Source organism: Spirosoma flavus, assembly GCF_054778555.1.
Window position 1 is genome coordinate 121,184 of record NZ_BAAGZL010000007.1, and the last position, 17,585, is coordinate 138,768.

The following is a 17,585-nucleotide window of genomic DNA, read 5'->3' on the forward strand; positions in this document are numbered from 1 at the left end:
ACGCGTTTATCTCAATCTATTTTGCAAATACTCGCTTTCGAACGATTCCGGCGTTACGTGCCGGAACGTAGCAGGAGGAAAAGGTACGTATGAAACGGACAATTCTTTTATACGGACTCTCGCTGGCAGCCTTAATTGTTTTGCTGAAAATGCTGGAGTTTCGGTTTATGGTGCATTCGCTGTCGCTGGAAATTTATCTGGGTACAATTGCCATTTTATTTACTGTCTTTGGGGTTTGGGCGGGTCTGAAACTCACCCGTCCGAAGACGATTCTTGTACCGCAGGCTACGTTCCAATTCGATGCCAAACGTCTGGATTCGCTGGGCATCAGCAAACGCGAATTTGAGGTGTTGGAACTGATGGCAAAAGGGCTGTCGAATCAGGAAATCGCCGATACGTTGTTTGTCTCGCTCAATACAATCAAAACGCACTCTTCCAATTTGTTCGTAAAGCTCGATTCCAAACGTCGTACACAAGCTATCCAGCGAGCCAAGGAAATCGGGCTGCTTCCCTAGTACATTTGGGTGATTGTACGGGTAAACCAGCTAAATCATACTTTCGGGTGATGCCGTTAAGCCGCTGTTTTTCGTGCTTTGACAAAAAAACATCATGAAAAAACTTGTCCTGATTTATGGCTTGATTGCCGGTACTATCGTAGGAAGCATGTTCGGCCTGACAATGCCGCTTTTGCGAAATGGTACCCTTACGAGCGACAATAGTATGTGGGTGGGTTACACCACCATGGTCATTGCTTTATCCCTGATTTTTTTCGGGATAAAATCGTACCGCGATAACCATCTTGGCGGGGCCATTACGTTCGGTTCGGCGTTTAAGGTTGGTATTTTTATTACGTTGATTGCGTCTGTGGTTTACTGCCTTTCCTGGGAAATCTGTTACAATACCGTCTTCCCTGATTTTATGGATTGGTATGCCCAACATGCGGAAGCGGACATGCGCAAAGATGGAACTGCGGAAAAGGAAATTGCCCGGTCGATGACTGAATTACGGAAAATGGCAGAGTCGTATAAAAATCCGTTGATTCGCTTTGCTTATACGTTTATGGAAATATTTCCGGTAGGGCTAATCATTACGTTGCTCAGTGCTACGTTGCTACGTCGAAAAGAATTTTTGCCGGTTGGGTAATGCGAAGTAAAGAAGATTAACGTAGTGATACTGAATGACTGATTTTGGGAATATTGTTGGATTGTTTACACTAGATTCATGAAAAAAGTAACCGGAATAGGCGGAATCTTCTTCAAATGCGAAGACCCAGAGAAAATAAAAGAATGGTATGCTCAACATCTGGGCCTGCCTGTGGAAACTTATGGGACTCAATTCAAATGGCGCGACGTAGATGATCCCAGCAAAGAAGGATCAACCGTTTGGGGCGCTTTCGATAAAAACACCAAATACTTTGAACCATCCCAAAAAGACTTCATGATCAATTATCGCGTCGAAAATCTTGAAGAATTGGTGGAACAGCTACGAAGCGAAGGGGTAACCATACTTGATGAAATAGCTGTTTATGACTACGGGAAGTTTATTCATATTCTTGACCCTGAAGGAAATAGCATTGAGCTTTGGGAAGATATTGGGTAGAGACAGGGCATGCCCTGTCTCTACATACACGACCTATTTTCCAATCGTGATTTCTTTTTCCAGATAACCGCCACGGGTTGATAGTAATTTGATCTTCGCTTTAACGGGGCCCGGCTGGTTCAGTTTGACTCGGAACGTAGCATCTTTCTTTTCGCCAATACCAGTATAGCCAGCGTAGATAGTTTTATCTGTAATCGTGGGCTGCATAATCACCACTTTAGCCTGGTCGAAGCCTTTCAGCAGGGCTTTGTCAATATCCAACGTAACGCGATCTTCCTGCACCATCTTGACTCGTTTCGCTTGCTCTAACGCTACCGGTAGCTTGCCCGAATTCTTCCACAAAACGCTGACTTCGAACTCGTTATTGGCCAATGGTCTTACTGTTACGTCGGTAAATTCTAGCTGAGGTAGCTCTTTTGCCATCGCCAGATTAAACCGCGATTGTTTCGAAATCCAGTTTTCCAGTTGCCAGGCCGGACCATTCTGCGCGAAAAACTTAGGATGAAAACCACCAATCTCGACGGCTCCAAGTTGTGGGTGCGTGAACTTTGTCCAGGGTTTAAAACCGCGTTTGCCGTTGGCTTCGTCATCCCACATTAGGCCGTCGTATTCGTCATAATCGCCGTCGCCGTCGTAATCTTTCATAGCTCCGCCGTTCCAGAGTTCGTCGCCGTACCAAACGGCACCGTACTGGAAATAACCAAAATCAGGCCCGTGCCCGAATAAGGGCGTCGGTTTGGTTGGGTCGCCAGTCACACGGTCGGTCTTGTTACGGGTGTTGTACGTCTCATACACGTCGCCTGCCCACGGATAGCCCGTAAATGACAACCCAAGGCTGTCCATGTGTTTGTAAATGGCTAAATCCGGTGGAAACATACTCTCAGCACTCGACGACGTAGAGGGCGGGCGCAGGTGCATCGGTACGCGCGTATCCATTGAATTCACAACCGAAATATTGGGATGGCCCATCAACCAAACGAACGTAGCGCGGGTTTCAGGCTCGCTAAGCGGGTAATCACTAGCTCCTCCTTGCGAGTAACCCCGGCCCGTAAAATCACCTCCCTGATCGGGACGCCAGTTTTCGGGATAATTCCGGTGGTTATCGAGGCCGCCGATGCCGTCTTCATTGTATTTGCCATCACCGTCATTATCAATGCCTTCCGTGTATACGATCCACTGACCTTGCCCTTCTTTGACCCGCTTCATCAGTCGACCCGATTTATCTTTTGGGTCTATTACGTAGTCGGCTTTTTCGAGTTCTTCTTTCGTAACGGCTTTCTTTCGAATCTGGTAAATAATACCATCTCCGTCGAGGTCATCTTCGGCATCTTCGTCCAGCAATCCATCCCGGTCGTCGTCGCGGGGACGCATCGAGCTTCTATTACGTTGGGCCGTATACAAATACATCGTTGCGCCATCGGGGTTGTTTTCGGGGCGTAGGTAGATGGATTTTGTATCCAATAGCTTCGTAATGGCTGGGTCTTTCCCATAATTATCGAGCAGGTGTTTAGCCAGCCACAAAACAGCTTCGCTGCTGGTTACTTCGCCACTGTGACGACCGCCTTCGAAATAAGCTGCGGGTTTGTCGGTGTGTTTGCCCGTTTTCTTGTTGGTCAATGTCATCTGCAAAATCGGCCGGCCTTCGTAGCTTTTGGCTACTTCGTACAGGTCGACTAGGTTCGGGTATTGCTCAGCCCATTTGCGGCACCAGCTGTGCATAACTTCGGGCGTGTGGTACACATCGAAGCTAAGCGTTGGTCCCGGCTCGTACTGCACGTCCTTGAACTTGTGTTTTTTGAAGTAACTGATGCCATGCCGATCGCCTTTTACGGTGTAAAACTTACGAGCGGTGTCCTGCTCCGGCCAGATCGATTCAGGGCCGTAATACGATTTTTGGGCGTAGAGTAAGGATGTACAGAAAAGACAGGTGAGTACCGTAAACAGCTGTTTCATGAAAATTGGTTTTAACGATGAAGGTTGTAGTTGACGTATTAAGGCGATAATATATAAGAAAAAAGACGCTTGGAGTTATCCAGGCGCCTTTTTCTTTGAATACGACAACTATGTATTTGGATTTACACGTAACGCTCGGTAATGTGAGCGGTACGTTCGGTTGTTTCAACCAGCAACGGGTGACGGGGCTGACTTAGGGCTGTTTCCAGTTCGTCAATTGTTTCTTTAAACAGCAGATTTACTGGAATCTCGTGCGATTCCTCTTTGTTTTTGATATACATCAACGACGGACGTACCGTTCCTGAAGCCGCCAGTTCGTTGTACTGCTGTTTGGCAGTCGCAAATTCTGCATCGCCCGGCCCAAATGAAACGACACGCTCGGGCAGCGGATTGGCTTTGCGATTGGCCAGCGCTACGTCCAGATTCGCCAGCAGCGTTTTGACATGATACGTATCTTTTCCGGTACGTATCCGTTCGCGTAAGGATTGGCGAATAAGATAGGTTAGGGAGCTGGAGAGATTTAGCCCGATCTCAGCCATTTGTTTGAAAATCAATGACGATGGCGACATGCCCGGAATCGTGTTGGGGTCATGAAGCAATACGTCGCCATTAGGCGTCAGAAAGCCGTCGATACGTGCATAAACGTTGATACCCAGTTGCGTAAACACGTTTTCAACAGCTAACTGAATTTTACGGTTGTTTTCCAGGCTGGTTCCAACTGGAATCCGTTTTTTAGTCGTGTTAAGCTTGTATTTCGATTCAAAATCGAAACTCGTTACGTTGTAAATTTCGGTTGGAGGTAGTGCGATAGCGACCTGGTCATCATCTTGAATAACGCCACACGAAAACTCCTGACCGCTAATAAACTCTTCAAATAATACCTCATCTTCGGCGTTCAGCGAACCAATCGTTATTGTCGGGTTGCCTGATTCCAGCATAGAATTCAGTCGTTGGACAAAATCTTTGGGATGTTTGATAATCTCGCCCGTTTGTTCGATCACGACGGGAAAACTGATGCCTGAGTCAAGACTAACCATTTTCTGGGCTAGCTCCTGCTTTTCATCGGCTGACAGCTCGGCCCACTCGCTTAATTTGCTCCACCCGTCAGGTTGAATACTGGTCGTAAAAAAACACTGTTCCACCGCCCGGCAGAACTGCGTTAGATCGGCCTCGCGAACAATCGCTACGCCAATGGAAGAACCCTGATGAGGAGCTTTCACAACGATCGGCAAGCCAAGATGCGCGATTAGTGATTCGAAAAACTGCGCTTTGTCCGATTTTTCGTATGCATCCCGGCTGATAGTCGCTGTTTTTTTCTGCTGGCCGTTTACCAAGGCAATCAGTTCATTTTGCAGAATTTTGTTGATCCCAATCGACGAGCCAACCAGACCAGGGCCGGTATAGGGCATTTTATACCATTCCAAGAGACCCTGAATAGCACCATCTTCGCAGTCTGGGCCGTGCATGGCCAGAAACGCCAGATCAAAGTAATTCTTGAAATGCTCCGGCCTGATTTCAGGAAGTAAATTTTCCAGCGTGTGGCTGTCCAGCGATTCATCGTAAACCGAGAAGCCAGAATCATCCTGCGGTAGTGCGTCGCGCAGGGTTGTGTTGTCTAGAAAATCCGAATCGACGAGCCGAAACCGCCCGCGTCCATCAACAAATATCAAGACAGGCTCAAACAAACCTTTGTCTAAATTGGCTAGCGCCGTGCGTCCACCCGCAAACGACACCTCGCGCTCACGGGCTGGGCCACCGAAAAAAATGCCTATTTTCACAGAACTGATGAATATTACTGTTTGCAAATAAACGAAAAAGCCGCTTGTTTCAGACAAGTGGCTCGTTCAATGATTTTTTAGTACGATTGCTTCAAGCTGTAAAGGAGAGCTACAACGTGCTGTTTTGAAACGATGGAAAATCATCTTCCATAATACCCAATTCCAGCTGGTCAAATAGAGACTGGATTGGCAAGCGTATTTCTTTAAAAGTGTACGTGCCTGCCATTACTTCAGCGCTTACTGTAATAACATCTGGTATTGTGGGGGCTTTATTTAATAAGCAGGTGTCAGGTTCACTGCTTCTACTTTCGTTACTTCGGGTACAGCCTTCAGGATAGCTTCTTCTAAGCCCCCTTTAAATGTCATCGCCGACATAGGACACGTACCGCAGGAGCCAACTAATTCAAGCCGAACGGTTTTATCGTCCGTCACTTCCAATATTTTCACATTACCCCCGTCGGCGGCCAGATAAGGACGCATCGAATCGAGAGCTTTTTCAATTCGCGTAATTAGTTGGTCGTTGTTAACTACCGTTTCCATTGAATGATTGATTTACGGTAAATTTATAATTTCTGTATTATTTATGCAACCTGAACCCGTGCTGTACGGTCCAGCGTTGCGTTACGTATAGCAACCTGCTGCGCCAACGCTTCAGCCGCCGACCGGAACGCTTCTGAGGCAACGGGCTCACCTACGCTGATGGCAGGCCGACCTTCATCCCCCGCTTCCCGAATGCCTTGTACCAACGGAATCTGACCTAGCAACGGTACGTCGAACTGGCTGGCTAACTGCTGCCCGCCCCCTTTTCCGAAAATATAATACTGATGGTCAGGCAATTCGGCAGGAGTGAAGAAAGACATGTTTTCGATCACTCCCAGAACCGGTACGTTAATTTGCGGCTGCCGGAACATAGCTAGCCCTTTAACAGCATCAGCCAGCGCCACTTTCTGCGGAGTAGTTACGATGATTGCACCCGTAACTGGCACTGTTTGCACAAGCGTCAGGTGAATATCGCCCGTACCCGGCGGCATGTCGATGAGCAGGTAATCCAGTTCTCCCCAGTCAGCGTCGGAAAAGAACTGCTGCAAAGCTCGACCCGCCATCGTACCGCGCCAGATAACCGCCTGATTTGGAGCAATTAATAAACCCATCGACAGCATTTTGACGCCAAACTGCTGAACAGGCTCCATTTTGGTTTGACCGTTCTCCTGAAAAATACGTGGCTGAATATTTTCGGCTCCAAACATCGTTGGCATCGAAGGGCCGTAAATATCTGCGTCGATGATTCCAACTTTTGCGCCGGACTTATGAAGCGCAATAGCCAGATTAGCCGTAACGGTTGATTTTCCAACGCCACCTTTTCCGGATGAAACAGCGATAATATTTTTTACACCCGGCAATGTAGGCGCGTTATTGCGAGTTGACGTAACGTCTGATGTCATATCGACGGTAACCTGAATATCAGCACCGATGTGTGTATGAATGGCATCTTCGCAACGCTTCCGAATCACTTCTTTCAGAGGGCAGGCAGGCGTGGTCAATACGACCGTAAATCGCACGGAACCAATACCAAGCGTTACGTCCTTGACCATGTTGAGTGATACGATGTCGCGCTTTAAGTCGGGCTCTTCAACAGTGCTGAGGGCTCGCAAAACGGCTTCCTGAGATAATCGGTAATCAGACATTGAATAGTGTATAATGAATATTGTATAATGAATAACGCAGCAAAATGAAGGACTAAACCCCAGAATTCATTATGCATTGTCCATTATACATTTTTCTAAACGCCCTTGCACCGTTGCCAGTTCCGCCGAAACATCGATTCGTTTTGAGAGCGCTTCTAACTGATTCAGCAATTTGGTCAGAAACTGCTGGTGAGCAGGGCTTGTATCGCCATAAAGTGGCCGGTGAGCCAGTGATTTACTGACTTGTTCCCACTCATCCGCGAATTGGCGAAGTTCGGTATCAAAAGCAGCCTCAGCAAACTTTCCGAAAATATAATCCTGTGCCTGCGCGTTCGGGTGAATCAGGTCGGCTTCGTAGAAACGATAATCACGCAGATCATCTATCATTAATTCATAAGCCGGGAAATACGCCACCCAGTTGTTCCAGACGGTCAATTCGTGCGCAATGACACGTAGCGTCGACTTGCTCACACTATTGAGCGGCAACGTATCGCGGGTGTGACGTACCGGACTAACGGTCAGCAGGACTTTTAAATGCGGATTGGCTTTACGTAGTGTTTTCAGTAGCCGATTCATATCATCCTGAAGGTGATCGATCTGACACAGGTATTTTTCAAAAAGCGATCCCGGCATTTTATGGCAGTTGGCTACTACTTTGCCCGTTTCGATGTGCCGGTAAACCACCGCTGAACCGAGTGTGAGCAGCAGAAAATCGGCCTTACGTATTGCTTCGGCTGTGTCGGCAAGACGGTTGGTAAGTATGCTACGTAATTCGTCACGGCTGTGGGCCCATAACGACGAATGAAAATCGTAATGAAACCAGATATCATTACGTTCAACGTAGTGGTCCTCTTCCGGCGTAACTCCCTGAAGCGCCATTGTCAGCAGTCTGGCAATGGACACCGGGTTGAAAATCGTGCCGAACGGATTGTTCAGTACGTTCAGTTTATGATCGGCGAGCCGGCGCCCCATTACGTCGGCAAAGCAGGAGCCAATGGTCACAATCCGGCTATTTAAGCCGATGCGGTAGGGCAGTGGTTCGGGCGAAAATTCGGTATGAAATAGCATACCTAATCAACAAAGAAACGGCTCATTAAGGTCCGTTTCTTGGAAAAATGTTGTCTATCTATAAGGCTGAAAATCAGCGCTTAAAGGTACAGTGTGATGCCGTGCTACGTGCAAATTGATCGATGGTAAAATTAGCTGGAAACTGATGCTCATTTGTTACAGCCAGCACAGTTTATTAACCCCTGTTGCCAATTATCTGCGGTAGTGCTTGAGCAACTAAATGCGCTTCTAACAACAAAAAACCGACTGGTTTCGCCTTGAGACGCACCAGTCGGTTTGAGGTCAATCAGATCGGAAATTATTCGGCCGAAACGACTTCGAATTTCACTTTGTGTTTTACATCCTTGTGTAAATCCAGTGCAGCTTCGTAGTTGCCCAGTACTTTTACGTCTTCAACGCTAATCTTCTTCCGGTCGACATCGAAACCTTTCTCACGAAGGGCTTCAGCCACCTGCGTATTCGTAACACGACCGAAGATTTTGCCGCTGTCACCAGCTTTTGCCGGGATAGTCAACGTGATGTCGCCAATTGCATCGGCTAACGCTTGAGCGTCGTTCTTCAATTTTTCGGCTTTGTGAGCCGCCTGACGAATGTTTTCGGCAACGATCTTCTTGTTTGATTCGGTTGCCATCATTGCATACCCCTGAGGAATCAGGTAGTTGCGACCGTAACCGGGCTTCACCGTAACGGTGTCGTTCTTATAGCCCAGGCCGGCAATATCGGTTTTTAAAATGATATCCATTTTTTGAAAAGTTGTAGGGTTGTAAGGTTGAAAAGTTGTAGAGTAAAGCATGCGTCAGCAAACGTTACAACCGCAACGGCGGCCCGGCCTACAACTATATAACTCTACAACGTTATTTCAGAGAATCGCCTACGTAAGGCAGAATGGCTAAATGACGAGCGCGTTTGACAGCCTGGGCCACTTTACGCTGGTTTTTCAGAGTCGTGCCTGTTAGCCGACGGGGTAGAATTTTACCCTGTTCGTTCAGCAATTTCAGCAGGAAGTTACCGTCTTTGTAGTCGATATATTTGATACCGGCTTTATTAAAGCGGTCGTATTTTTTGCGATTCTCGGTTTTCGAGACAGATTCGTTTTGTAAGCTCATGGTTAACAGGGTCTATCAGGCGTTTTCGGTTTGTTTTTTCTTACCTACTTGTCCATTCCGTTTCTTCTCATTGTACGCCAAAGCGTGCTTGTCGAGCGAAATGGTCAGGTGACGAATGATACGTTCATCGCGGAGATACTCAGTGTTGAGTTTGTCGATGATCGTACCGGGAGCCTTGAACTCGAAGAGTTGATAATAACCCGTGTTCTTGTGCTGGATCGGATAGGCTAGCTTGCGCAGGCCCATATTATCTTCATGAACAAGTTCGGCACCGTTGTCGGTGAGCACTTTCCGAAACTTGTCAACGGTGTCCTTCATCTGAGCATCAGATAAAACGGGAGTTAAAATGAACACCGTTTCGTAGTTATTCGAAACCATTATTATAGAATTGTTTGAAATGAGGGCGCAAAGGTAGTGAAAAACTTAGAAAGTTGTATAGTTGTAGTGTTATAAAGTTATAGGGTTGTAGAATTGGCTGACGCGGAAGTAACTCGAGCGTCAGCCAATTCTACAGCCCTATAACTTTATAACTACTTAACCGTAAATTCCCCTTCGCCGATGCGGAAGCCTTCGCAGTAGATTTCCACTACGTGCTTCCCTTCGTTGAAGCGCTGACCGCCCCGGCCAAAAATGAAGTCGACCTGCTGACGGCTATTGTCGAAGTTGAAACGCTGGGTAGCAGTATAGATCATGCCTTGACCTCCGTACGTAAATTCGCCCGATCCAGTTGCCATGTCGGCAATAACGGCACCATTGGGATCTAGAATTCGGAGGTACATTTGTTTTTCTTCCTGTTTAGCTAAACCGTTGGGAGCCAGCCGAACCGATATACGTAGTTTGTCGATACGTTTGGCTTTATACGTACCGCCATCTGTTTCTTTGCCACGTGCGTTGAGTGCGTTAACCACAATGTTTTCGGCACGTAGCGCGGCTGCGATTGTCACTTTTTCGGCTAATTCCTCATTTCTGGAAGCTACAGCTGCTACGGAATCACTAAGCGACTGTTTTTCTGCTTTTAAGCCCGAATTCTCTTGGGTCAGCGCTTCGTTCTGTGATGCCAGTACGCCGTTTTCTTCCTTCAGTCGGGCAATTTCCTGGTCTTTTTGTGCCAGCAAATTCTGGTAATTCCTGATTTTCTGATCGTATTTTTTGCTGTCGAATGTTGTTACGTTACGTAGCTCACGTTTATCCGTCTCTAATTGCGCCTTTACTTTCATGAGCGAATCGACACTGCCGCCCAATTTCTGAATCTCAGCGATTTTCGCATCCAACTGGGCCGAAATGGAATCCAGCTTTGTTTTCGCGACTAAAACTTCCTCCGTTTTCGCGGCAATGGTGGCATCTTTGCTTTTGTTGTCCTGTCGTTCCTGATAATAAAAATAAATCAATAACAGGTTCAGGGCCGCTAAAATCAGTAAAGCTGCCAGTAAATAGTTACGACTGTTATTGCTGGGTTGAGGTCTGGGTTCCATAGATTTTTCTATGCGTATGGCTTAGGTTAATGTTGTTACCAAAACCAAAGCTTTGAGTGAAATATTGTGTTCCTGAGGTTATTTAACGCAAATTCCGCTTAAAAACTGCGTGTTTTGGCGATGCGCTCACCCGTATCTTTGCGCAATAATAATACGCTATTGCGATAAAGCACTCCGTAGATGATTATGATTGCTGAGGCCATACACCAGATTGAGCACTCGCTGGAAGGGAAAGCGAAGTTGATTGCTGTAACCAAAACCAAGCCAGTCAACCTGATTCAGGAAGCTTACGACGCGGGTTGCCGCCGGTTTGGCGAGAACAAAGTGCAGGAAATGGTTGATAAACAACCGCAACTCCCCACCGACGTAGAATGGCATTTAATTGGTCATTTGCAAACGAACAAGGTAAAATACATCGCTCCGTTTGTGTCACTGATCCAATCGGTCGATAGCCTGAAACTGCTGCAGGAAATCAACAAACAGGCGGCACGTAACAACCGAGTCATTGACTGCCTGCTACAAATCTATATTGCCGACGAAGAAACGAAATTTGGCCTGTCAGTTGAAGAAGCCGATATCCTTCTCGATACGTTGCAAGAGAACCCGTTATCTAACATACGTATCGTTGGTTTAATGGGGCTAGCTACCAATACGTCGGATGAAGAACAGATACGTCGGGAGTTTCGCGCTCTAAAACAATTGTACGACAAACTGGCAACTCGTCAGCAGCCGAACGTAGCGTTTCAGGAATTGTCGATGGGTATGAGTGGTGATTATCCAATTGCGGTTGAAGAGGGGAGTACGATGATACGGGTTGGTAGTGCTATTTTTGGAAATCGATAAACACTTTCTGAACCGGGATTTTAACAAGATTATAAGGGTTAACAGGATATTGAAAGAGGTATATCCTGAAAATCATTTTAATCTTGTTAAAATCCTGGTTCAGACACTCCGGTTTAGAAAATATGAAATTCTTTATTCAATCAGGTGCCATATTAGGTTTGTTAGGCGTAGCACTTGGTGCTTTTGGGGCACACGCGCTACGTGCCATGCTCGATGCATCAGGTCGGGCCGCTACGTTCGAAACGGCCGTGAAGTATCAATTTTACCACGCCCTGGCTTTGGTATTAGTGGGCGTGCTTATGAATATGTTTGGCAGCAACCCCACTATTGTTAAACTGCTTGGCTGGGCAGGGTACTCGTTTTTAGGTGGTGTCCTCATCTTTTCGGGTTCGCTCTACATTCTTTGTTTCACGGGTGTTACGTGGTTGGGGGCTATTACACCTATCGGTGGATTGGCTATGATTGCCGGCTGGGCATTGCTGATGTGGGCGTTTTTGTGAAATGGCAAAGGGCATAGGCATAGCGTAAATTGTAACCCAACCCTCCACCCCATGCCCAAACCCCTCTGCTTTTTTACTATATTTGTATTCTGATTCTGAGAATAATGCAAACCAATATACAGGCTGAGACCGCCCGTCGGCGGACATTCGCCATCATTAGCCACCCGGATGCCGGGAAAACCACCCTCACCGAAAAACTGCTGCTTTTTGGCGGAGCCATTCAAACGGCTGGTGCGGTTAAATCCAACAAAATCAAGAAAACCGCTACGTCCGATTTCATGGAGATCGAGAAACAGCGCGGTATCTCTGTCGCTACGTCGGTAATGACGTTTGAGTACGACAATCTGAAAATCAATATCCTCGATACGCCCGGCCACAAAGATTTTGCGGAAGATACGTATCGGACGCTGACAGCCGTTGACAGTGTTATTCTGGTCATAGACTGTGTGAAAGGTGTTGAGGAACAGACCGAACGCCTGATGGAAGTTTGCCGGATGCGCGATACGCCGGTGATCATTTTTATCAATAAACTGGACCGCGAAGGACGTAATCCGTTCGATCTGCTCGACGAGCTGGAAGAGAAACTCAGTATCCGGGTTCGCCCGATGACCTGGCCCGTTAACATGGGTTCTGACTTTAAGGGCGTTTATAGCCTCATCGAGAAAAAGTTATATTTCTTTAAAGTCAATAAAACCAAAGTTGAAGACGACGTATTGCCCATTGAGTTGGAAGATTCGCTGCTTGACCAAAAAGTGGGTGAACGTGATGCTGCTCAGCTTCGGGAGGACGTAGAACTAATTGAAGGCGTTTATGATACGTTCGACAGACAGGCGTATCTGGATGGAAAACTAGCTCCTGTATTCTTCGGCTCGGCGGTGAATAATTTTGGCGTGAAAGAGTTGCTGGAAGGTTTCTGCGGTATTTCGCCAGAACCGATTGCCCGCCCGACCGATAAACGGGAAGTACTGCCTGAAGAGAAAAACTTCAGTGGATTCGTTTTTAAAATTCACGCAAACCTCGACCCACGCCACCGCGATCGTATTGCGTTTTTACGTATCTGTTCGGGCGTTTTTGAACGTAACAAGTTTTATCACCACACGCGCTTGGACAAGAATGTTCGCTTCGCCAGCCCATTCAGTTTCATGGCCGATAGCAAGAGCGTAGTCGAAGAAGGGTTCCCTGGCGACGTAGTGGGCCTTTACGATACGGGTACGTTCAAAATTGGTGATACGTTAACGGAAGGAGAAGATTTACAATTTCAGGGTATTCCTAGTTTTTCGCCGGAAATCTTCAAGGAGTTAATTAACCTTGATCCGATGAAATCCAAGCAATTAGATAAAGGTATTCAGCAGTTGACCGACGAAGGTGTAGCGCAGTTATTTACGCTGGAATTGGGTAACCGGAAGATCGTAGGAACCGTCGGCGAACTTCAATTCGAAGTAATTCAATACCGATTAGAAAATGAATACGGCGCAAAATGCCGTTGGGTACCGTTGAATTACACGAAAGCTTGCTGGATAACATCCGATAATCCGGCGAAACTGGCTGAGTTTATTCGGCTAAAAGGAAACCAGATTGGTTACGACAAAGATAGCCATCCCGTGTTTCTGGCTGAATCTGAATGGATGCTACGTATGAATCAGCAGAATAACCCCGATATTGAATTCCATCTTACGTCGGAGTTTAACGTAGCGATTTAGTAATTTAGAGCGGAGCCGGTAGCATAAATTAGAGCCTTTTGCCAAACTACTCAGGTTGGGGCGTGTTATACATGAAATCAATAACACTCAACAGCTATGAAATACGCAATTGGAATTTTCACAATGGTTCTGCTTATGGCAGGTTCGGCAATGGCTCAGCAACGTAGTACCAATCAGAAGGCTGGAAATACAGCCGCTTCAACAACAAAGGGTTCTGGAGTAGGACAGTCGCCGGAGCTGTATAATACGACAACTGGCGACGCAAGCTCAAACACGACGACCGGAACTCCTCAGAATTCGTTGCCACGTAACAGCAACAACCAAACTAACCCCACCGTTGGAACGGGTACTACGTTGGATCAGAACGCAGGAGCAGCCAGCAATGCGCCGAGTTCAGCCGTTAGCAGCGACCCAATACCCACGAAAACGGATAACACTAGCAGCGTAAAACAGGGTAGTACAGAAGTGAAAGCGAAAAAAGTAAAGCCGCCTAAAGAAAATTAACGTATTGGCAGTGTGCAGTTTATAAGACCCGCAGGCAACTGCGGGTTTTTTATTAACACAACTTTAATAACCGTATTACTCTATCGGGAGTTACTGTTATTACTTAGAGAGTTTTGAATTTATACTTAACGACAAGAAATCATGAAAAAGTTAATGATGGTTGCTGTAGCTGGTATGTTAATGTCGGGTGCTGCTTTTGCACAGGACGATATGAAAAAAGATGCCAAGATGGAGCACAAAAAAATGAAGCATGATGCCAAGGAAATGAAGAAAGAAGCCAAGAAAGAAGGTGACGACATGAAGGCAGATGCGGCCAAAGAGATGAAGAAGGATTCTAAAATGATGAAGAAAGAAGCTAAAAAAACTACGGATTCATAAGGTAGTCTATTGTTTTAGGAAGAAGCCTCTCTAACCAGGAGGCTTTTTTTATGCGCAAAAAAAATGTTAAAAACTTGACTTCAATATAAAAGATTACGTACTATTGCAGTGTACTATTTATCTAATACACTATAACGCGCTGCAAATGATTAATATACAAGATGTATTTTTTGGCTATCGGAAGAATAGACTTCTGTATGAGCATTTGAATCTGACTTTAAGACCAGGTTCTATTTATGGCCTGCTGGGTCCGAATGGAGCAGGCAAATCAACGCTGTTGCGACTGATGGCCGGATTGCTTTACCCTAAAAGCGGAGAAATTCGAGTAGGGGAATACAAGGCTGGCGATCGGAATCCGGCTTTTCTTGAGAATATTTTTCTCGTACCAGAAGAGTTTTACATGCCTTCGGTTCGTATCCGGCAGTTTGTGGATTCTAACGCACCATTTTACCCCCGATTCGATCAAGAGCAGATGCATGGCTACATCCGCGAATTTGGTCTGACAGACAATCAGAAAATCAACGAACTGTCGTATGGCCAGAAAAAGAAACTACTGATCGGCTTTGGTTTGGCGACAAACACGGCCGTACTACTGATGGATGAGCCGACGAATGGATTAGACATTCCTTCAAAAAGCCAGTTTCGGCGGTTGGTGGCTGGCGCAGTCGATGAACACCGAACGGTGGTTATTTCGACCCACCAGGCGCGCGATCTTGAAACGCTGATAGACCCAATCGTGATTCTGTCTAATCAAGGTATTGCGCTGAACGCCAGCGTTGAAGAAATCACGTCGCGGCTCTGGTTTGGGATGGTGCCTGAGCTCGATAAAAGTCGTCGGGTGCTTCATGCGGAGCGGGCTGTGGGTGGCTATGCGATTGTTGCCGAGAATCCGCTGGGCGAGTCAAGTCGACTCGATTTAGAGTGGCTCTTCAACGCCGTTCAGGCCGAGCCGCTACGTATCAAGGAATTATTTTCCACGATCTCAACTCCCATAAACGCATGAATCAGACATTCTCATTTACGCGCTTTATGCGCATACTACGTAAGTATTTCACCGACAATCGGGGCCAACTGCTTGCCAATCTGGCGTTGTTGCTGGGTGTTTTGGTAGCAGTCACCTTCTTTTTGTACCGCGCTTATCCGAGGGAGATTGATGATATGCGTTATAAAATCATGCTCGTTGTTGGCTGGGGAGCATGGTACATATTTATCATGCAACAGATAATTGTGTTGAATGATAAACAACGCGCCATTAATTACCTGATGCAGCCTGCTTCGGCACTGGAGAAAATAATGTTACTATGGCTCATTTCCGGCATTGGTTTTCTGATTGTTTTCTTTGGTACGTATACTCTGATTGATGCTATTGGAATCACTTTTGTGAACAATCGGGATTGGACACCCGAGCAACTCAATCAGATTCAACGTATTGGAGGAGTTCTTGCCATAAAGCCCTGGTATAAAAGTCATGCGCTGATTAATATCCCTATTTCGATATGGATATTTACTGCCATTTTTCATGCAGTATACATGATGCTTTCGTTTATACTGCGTCGGTATACAATTGCACTTGGAGTCGTTCTGACGCTGGCCATTGCCATTTTCGGTACACTATTGAACAGCTCGCTACTGGAGTTGTTGACTGGAAACTCGACCATCCGTACGGGTGCGCCGTTTTCAATGGTCATGTTAGAATCGCCTGATCAGACAAGCTGGCGCGTTATAGATCTACCGCAACCCATTGGCAATCAGATTCGCTATTCAGTGGCGGTGGTTGTAGCTCTACTTGCCTACATCACCGCTTATGTGGGGCTAAAAGAAAGGGAGGTGTAGCGATGGATTTTCGAGATAAACAAGCCATTTACCTGCAAATTGCTGAACATGTCAGTGAGCAGGTGTTGCTGGGGCGCTGGCCCGTAGGTGAGAAAATTTTGTCGGTACGTGAACTGGCGGCCGAACTAGAAGTGAACCCAAATACCGTAATGAGAACGTATGATTTCCTGAGTCAGAAAGGGGTCATTTCTAATAAACGTGGTATCGGTTACTTCCCAAACGACGATGCCGTCGACCGAATTCGGGCGTATCGGCGGGAGCAGTTTCTGGAAAACGATTTACCGATTTTCTTCAAAAACCTCTATTTGCTCGGCATCGAATTGCCAGAGATTGAATCGCGCTATGAGCAATTCGTAGCTGCCCATTATTCTTGACCTTTCTGATCAATCAATATGAAAACAAGTTCTATTTTACTGGCCATCATTGCGCTGGTAATGTTCACCGGTATGGTGGCAACAGACCTGTTACTCAAGCAGGAATATGAAAAAATTGACTGGCGAAATCCGTATCAGGCGTTTGTGCACCGGCCGTTACCAACTGCTAAAAACTGGGTAGTGGAAGGAACGCCGGGAAGTGAAATTATTGCGCTACGTAGCAAGGACAGCGCCGAAGCCCTGATTGATCCGGAACAGTTAAAATTTTACAAAACCCGTCAACAGGGCGATACGGTATTCGTTACGTTTAAGCCCGATATCGGTGGCTACGATGGCGAACCACGTGACGACGCCAACTATGAAAAACGTCATCACGTAGTGCTACGTATGCCTGACTTCGAATCACTACGTATCAACGATGGGCGTTTGACGTTGGCCGACGTAGGAACCGATACGTTATCCGTCGCGTTGGAGAACAGTCGTTTACGAACCCAAAAATTGACCATTTCCGGGGCATTTTCGCTGACGATGGGTCAGAATAGTTTTGCCGTGTTGGGCGCTTCAGACAAGTATAATCTGTTACGTACCTCTGTGCAGGACTCGAGCGGAGTATTGTTCAATGATACACAAGTAAATAAGTTTCTACTCGACGTATCACCTAAAGCAGAAGTGCAGGTTCGTGGCCAGATGTTGAAATGGTTGAAGTAAGTTTCTGTTGCAGGCCCCGACAGGCTCTGGCTGTCGGCTACGTAGCAACTACCCAATTAGCCGCTTTCGCGACTCCGACAGCTA

21 protein-coding genes are annotated in these 17,585 nt (G+C 46.6%); 12 read left to right on the forward strand and 9 right to left on the reverse strand.

Annotated elements, in window-relative coordinates:
• The first annotated feature begins 89 nt into the window (after positions 1-89).
• From ACYVF1_RS27515 to ACYVF1_RS27525, 3 genes are all read left to right on the forward strand, one after another.
• The gene (locus ACYVF1_RS27515) at positions 90-515 is read left to right on the forward strand and encodes a response regulator transcription factor (protein WP_461085043.1); all 426 of its coding nucleotides are present in this window, start codon (positions 90-92) and stop codon (positions 513-515) included.
• 94 nt (positions 516-609) lie between these two features.
• Positions 610-1,143, forward strand: coding sequence for a DUF4199 domain-containing protein (locus tag ACYVF1_RS27520; RefSeq protein ID WP_461085045.1), 534 nt, complete (start codon positions 610-612; stop codon positions 1,141-1,143).
• Between the two features lie 78 nt (positions 1,144-1,221).
• Positions 1,222-1,599 (forward strand): VOC family protein, encoded by a 378-nt coding sequence (locus ACYVF1_RS27525; protein ID WP_461085047.1) that lies wholly within the window; start codon positions 1,222-1,224, stop codon positions 1,597-1,599.
• A gap of 33 nt (positions 1,600-1,632) precedes the next feature.
• On the opposite strand, the gene ACYVF1_RS27530 is transcribed toward ACYVF1_RS27525, so the two are convergent.
• The 9 genes from ACYVF1_RS27530 to ACYVF1_RS27570 all read right to left on the reverse strand — a co-directional run bounded on the left by ACYVF1_RS27530 (position 1,633) and on the right by ACYVF1_RS27570 (position 10,661).
• Positions 1,633-3,552, reverse strand: coding sequence for a M14 family metallopeptidase (locus ACYVF1_RS27530; protein WP_461085049.1), 1,920 nt, complete (start codon positions 3,550-3,552; stop codon positions 1,633-1,635).
• Between the two features lie 122 nt (positions 3,553-3,674).
• Positions 3,675-5,330 carry a D-alanine--D-alanine ligase family protein gene (locus ACYVF1_RS27535; RefSeq protein ID WP_461085051.1) on the reverse strand — a complete coding sequence of 552 codons (1,656 nt, stop codon included), beginning with the start codon at positions 5,328-5,330 and terminating at the stop codon, positions 3,675-3,677.
• A 273-nt stretch (positions 5,331-5,603) separates the two neighbouring features.
• On the reverse strand, positions 5,604-5,870 hold the full coding sequence (locus ACYVF1_RS27540) for a NifU family protein (RefSeq protein ID WP_461085053.1): 267 nt from the start codon (positions 5,868-5,870) through the stop codon (positions 5,604-5,606).
• A gap of 41 nt (positions 5,871-5,911) precedes the next feature.
• A complete protein-coding gene (locus ACYVF1_RS27545; RefSeq protein WP_461085055.1) occupies positions 5,912-7,015 on the reverse strand; it encodes an Mrp/NBP35 family ATP-binding protein in 1,104 nt (367 codons plus the stop codon).
• 69 nt (positions 7,016-7,084) lie between these two features.
• Positions 7,085-8,083 (reverse strand): GSCFA domain-containing protein, encoded by a 999-nt coding sequence (locus ACYVF1_RS27550; protein ID WP_461085057.1) that lies wholly within the window; start codon positions 8,081-8,083, stop codon positions 7,085-7,087.
• A gap of 298 nt (positions 8,084-8,381) precedes the next feature.
• On the reverse strand, positions 8,382-8,825 hold the full coding sequence (gene rplI, locus ACYVF1_RS27555; protein ID WP_461085059.1) for a 50S ribosomal protein L9: 444 nt from the start codon (positions 8,823-8,825) through the stop codon (positions 8,382-8,384).
• A gap of 112 nt (positions 8,826-8,937) precedes the next feature.
• Positions 8,938-9,189 carry a 30S ribosomal protein S18 gene (rpsR, locus tag ACYVF1_RS27560; RefSeq protein ID WP_190887150.1) on the reverse strand — a complete coding sequence of 84 codons (252 nt, stop codon included), beginning with the start codon at positions 9,187-9,189 and terminating at the stop codon, positions 8,938-8,940.
• A gap of 15 nt (positions 9,190-9,204) precedes the next feature.
• The gene (rpsF, locus tag ACYVF1_RS27565; protein ID WP_461085061.1) at positions 9,205-9,567 is read right to left on the reverse strand and encodes a 30S ribosomal protein S6; all 363 of its coding nucleotides are present in this window, start codon (positions 9,565-9,567) and stop codon (positions 9,205-9,207) included.
• A 152-nt stretch (positions 9,568-9,719) separates the two neighbouring features.
• Positions 9,720-10,661, reverse strand: coding sequence for a hypothetical protein (locus ACYVF1_RS27570; protein WP_461085063.1), 942 nt, complete (start codon positions 10,659-10,661; stop codon positions 9,720-9,722).
• A gap of 186 nt (positions 10,662-10,847) precedes the next feature.
• Here ACYVF1_RS27570 and ACYVF1_RS27575 point away from each other — a divergent pair, with 186 nt between their 5' ends.
• The 9 genes from ACYVF1_RS27575 to ACYVF1_RS27615 all read left to right on the forward strand — a co-directional run bounded on the left by ACYVF1_RS27575 (position 10,848) and on the right by ACYVF1_RS27615 (position 17,501).
• Positions 10,848-11,504, forward strand: coding sequence for a YggS family pyridoxal phosphate-dependent enzyme (locus tag ACYVF1_RS27575; RefSeq protein ID WP_461085423.1), 657 nt, complete (start codon positions 10,848-10,850; stop codon positions 11,502-11,504).
• 122 nt (positions 11,505-11,626) lie between these two features.
• On the forward strand, positions 11,627-12,004 hold the full coding sequence (locus ACYVF1_RS27580; protein WP_461085065.1) for a DUF423 domain-containing protein: 378 nt from the start codon (positions 11,627-11,629) through the stop codon (positions 12,002-12,004).
• 104 nt (positions 12,005-12,108) lie between these two features.
• Positions 12,109-13,704: a peptide chain release factor 3 gene (locus tag ACYVF1_RS27585; protein WP_461085067.1), complete on the forward strand. Its 1,596-nt coding sequence runs from the start codon at positions 12,109-12,111 to the stop codon at positions 13,702-13,704.
• Between the two features lie 96 nt (positions 13,705-13,800).
• A complete protein-coding gene (locus tag ACYVF1_RS27590) occupies positions 13,801-14,208 on the forward strand; it encodes a hypothetical protein (protein ID WP_461085069.1) in 408 nt (135 codons plus the stop codon).
• A 141-nt stretch (positions 14,209-14,349) separates the two neighbouring features.
• Positions 14,350-14,586: a hypothetical protein gene (locus ACYVF1_RS27595; RefSeq protein ID WP_461085071.1), complete on the forward strand. Its 237-nt coding sequence runs from the start codon at positions 14,350-14,352 to the stop codon at positions 14,584-14,586.
• A gap of 145 nt (positions 14,587-14,731) precedes the next feature.
• On the forward strand, positions 14,732-15,589 hold the full coding sequence (locus ACYVF1_RS27600; RefSeq protein WP_461085073.1) for an ABC transporter ATP-binding protein: 858 nt from the start codon (positions 14,732-14,734) through the stop codon (positions 15,587-15,589).
• On the forward strand, positions 15,586-16,419 hold the full coding sequence (locus ACYVF1_RS27605) for a hypothetical protein (protein ID WP_461085075.1): 834 nt from the start codon (positions 15,586-15,588) through the stop codon (positions 16,417-16,419). Before ACYVF1_RS27600 ends, ACYVF1_RS27605 begins: the two co-directional genes overlap by 4 nt.
• Before the next feature lie 2 nt (positions 16,420-16,421).
• Positions 16,422-16,793, forward strand: a complete 372-nt coding sequence (locus tag ACYVF1_RS27610; RefSeq protein ID WP_461085077.1) for a GntR family transcriptional regulator — start codon at positions 16,422-16,424, stop codon at positions 16,791-16,793.
• Between the two features lie 18 nt (positions 16,794-16,811).
• Positions 16,812-17,501: a hypothetical protein gene (locus ACYVF1_RS27615; protein WP_461085079.1), complete on the forward strand. Its 690-nt coding sequence runs from the start codon at positions 16,812-16,814 to the stop codon at positions 17,499-17,501.
• Positions 17,502-17,585: the final 84 nt, after the last annotated feature.

Excerpts from the sequence above, each read along its gene's own strand:
- ACYVF1_RS27515 (WP_461085043.1), top strand. The coding sequence starts at position 90 with ATGAAACGGACAATTCTTTTATACGGACTCTCGCTGGCAGCCTTAATT.
- ACYVF1_RS27520 (WP_461085045.1), top strand. The coding sequence starts at position 610 with ATGAAAAAACTTGTCCTGATTTATGGCTTGATTGCCGGTACTATCGTA.
- ACYVF1_RS27525 (WP_461085047.1), top strand. The coding sequence starts at position 1,222 with ATGAAAAAAGTAACCGGAATAGGCGGAATCTTCTTCAAATGCGAAGAC.
- ACYVF1_RS27530 (WP_461085049.1), bottom strand. The coding sequence starts at position 3,552 with ATGAAACAGCTGTTTACGGTACTCACCTGTCTTTTCTGTACATCCTTA.
- ACYVF1_RS27540 (WP_461085053.1), bottom strand. The coding sequence starts at position 5,870 with ATGGAAACGGTAGTTAACAACGACCAACTAATTACGCGAATTGAAAAA.
- ACYVF1_RS27545 (WP_461085055.1), bottom strand. The coding sequence starts at position 7,015 with ATGTCTGATTACCGATTATCTCAGGAAGCCGTTTTGCGAGCCCTCAGC.
- ACYVF1_RS27550 (WP_461085057.1), bottom strand. The coding sequence starts at position 8,083 with ATGCTATTTCATACCGAATTTTCGCCCGAACCACTGCCCTACCGCATC.
- rplI (WP_461085059.1), bottom strand. The coding sequence starts at position 8,825 with ATGGATATCATTTTAAAAACCGATATTGCCGGCCTGGGCTATAAGAAC.
- rpsR (WP_190887150.1), bottom strand. The coding sequence starts at position 9,189 with ATGAGCTTACAAAACGAATCTGTCTCGAAAACCGAGAATCGCAAAAAA.
- rpsF (WP_461085061.1), bottom strand. The coding sequence starts at position 9,567 with ATGGTTTCGAATAACTACGAAACGGTGTTCATTTTAACTCCCGTTTTA.
- ACYVF1_RS27570 (WP_461085063.1), bottom strand. The coding sequence starts at position 10,661 with ATGGAACCCAGACCTCAACCCAGCAATAACAGTCGTAACTATTTACTG.
- ACYVF1_RS27575 (WP_461085423.1), top strand. The coding sequence starts at position 10,848 with ATGATTGCTGAGGCCATACACCAGATTGAGCACTCGCTGGAAGGGAAA.
- ACYVF1_RS27580 (WP_461085065.1), top strand. The coding sequence starts at position 11,627 with ATGAAATTCTTTATTCAATCAGGTGCCATATTAGGTTTGTTAGGCGTA.
- ACYVF1_RS27585 (WP_461085067.1), top strand. The coding sequence starts at position 12,109 with ATGCAAACCAATATACAGGCTGAGACCGCCCGTCGGCGGACATTCGCC.
- ACYVF1_RS27590 (WP_461085069.1), top strand. The coding sequence starts at position 13,801 with ATGAAATACGCAATTGGAATTTTCACAATGGTTCTGCTTATGGCAGGT.
- ACYVF1_RS27595 (WP_461085071.1), top strand. The coding sequence starts at position 14,350 with ATGAAAAAGTTAATGATGGTTGCTGTAGCTGGTATGTTAATGTCGGGT.
- ACYVF1_RS27600 (WP_461085073.1), top strand. The coding sequence starts at position 14,732 with ATGATTAATATACAAGATGTATTTTTTGGCTATCGGAAGAATAGACTT.
- ACYVF1_RS27605 (WP_461085075.1), top strand. The coding sequence starts at position 15,586 with ATGAATCAGACATTCTCATTTACGCGCTTTATGCGCATACTACGTAAG.
- ACYVF1_RS27610 (WP_461085077.1), top strand. The coding sequence starts at position 16,422 with ATGGATTTTCGAGATAAACAAGCCATTTACCTGCAAATTGCTGAACAT.
- ACYVF1_RS27615 (WP_461085079.1), top strand. The coding sequence starts at position 16,812 with ATGAAAACAAGTTCTATTTTACTGGCCATCATTGCGCTGGTAATGTTC.